The organism is Arthrobacter sp. 05L45_2, from assembly GCF_056397525.1.
Genome location: NZ_JBFTNO010000354.1, coordinates 1 through 1,030 on the forward strand (window position 1 = coordinate 1; position 1,030 = coordinate 1,030).

General features: G+C 66.7%; 1 protein-coding gene and 1 pseudogene. Both read left to right on the plus strand.

Annotated elements, in window-relative coordinates:
* Positions 1 to 163, plus strand: a pseudogene (locus tag AC1DHD_RS16360) (ABC transporter ATP-binding protein); the annotation flags it as partial.
* Positions 156 to 1,010: an ABC transporter permease gene (locus AC1DHD_RS16365; RefSeq protein WP_476880710.1), complete on the plus strand. Its 855-nt coding sequence runs from the start codon at positions 156 to 158 to the stop codon at positions 1,008 to 1,010. The pseudogene AC1DHD_RS16360 and the gene AC1DHD_RS16365, both read left to right, overlap by 8 nt.
* Positions 1,011 to 1,030 lie beyond the last annotated feature (20 nt).

Sequence of the window (1,030 nt, forward strand, 5' to 3'; positions counted from 1 at the left end):
GATTGAAACCCTGCCGGACCGCGTCCTCATTTATGCCCACGACGGCGAGGCCGCGCTCGAGCAGGTCTCCTCCCGGGGCCTGCACCCGGTCACGTCCCTGGTGCGCCGCTCCTCGCTGGAAGACGTCTTCCTGCGCCTGACCGGTAGGAGCCTCGTTGACTGAGTCAGTACAAACGACGCCGGCGCCAGCTTTGCGTGCCCACGCGCCGGCCGTCTCGGCCGCCCGCGCCCGCCGCTGGGGCGCCTTCTACTACGCCGAGCAGGTTCTCCGCGTGATGAAGGGCTACGGCTGGACCATCGTGATGTACGGCGTCGGCCAGCCCGTTGCCTATCTTTTCGCCATGGGCGTGGGCCTGGCAACCCTGGTGGACACGAACTCCACCGCGGCGTTCGGCGGCGTCAGCTATCTGGCGTTCATCGCGCCGGCGCTGCTGATTTCCGCGGCGGTGATGACGGCGGCCAATGAATTCACCTTCCCGGTGATGGACGGCTTCAAATGGCGCCGGGTCTACTACGGCCCGCACGCTTCACCGCTGACCCCGGAACAGATCGCGGCAGGCCAGATCATCGCCGTCACGGTCCGCTTTGTGCTGCAGTCCGCCATCTACTTCGGCGTGGTGGCCCTCTTCGGCGCCTCCCCGGGCGCCTGGGGCTGGGTCTCCATCCTGGTGGCCACCCTCGCCGGGCTCTCGTTCGGCCTGCCCCTGATGGCCTACGCCGCCACGATCAAAAACGACAAGGGCCAGTTCGCGATGGTGATGCGCTTCATCGTTATGCCGCTGTTCCTGTTCTCCGGAACCTTTTTCCCGCTGGACACCCTGCCCCTGGCGGTCCGCTGGATCGGCTGGATCTCGCCGATCTGGCACGGTACCGAGCTGGGGCGGGTGTTCACCTACGGCTATGAGGAAGCACCCCTGCTGACCGTGGTCCACCTGGTGTTCCTGCTCGGCCTCACTGTCATCGGCTGGGTCCTGACCCGGCGCCAGTTCGCGAAAAGGATGGCATCATGAGCGTGCTTGCCGGCCACCCC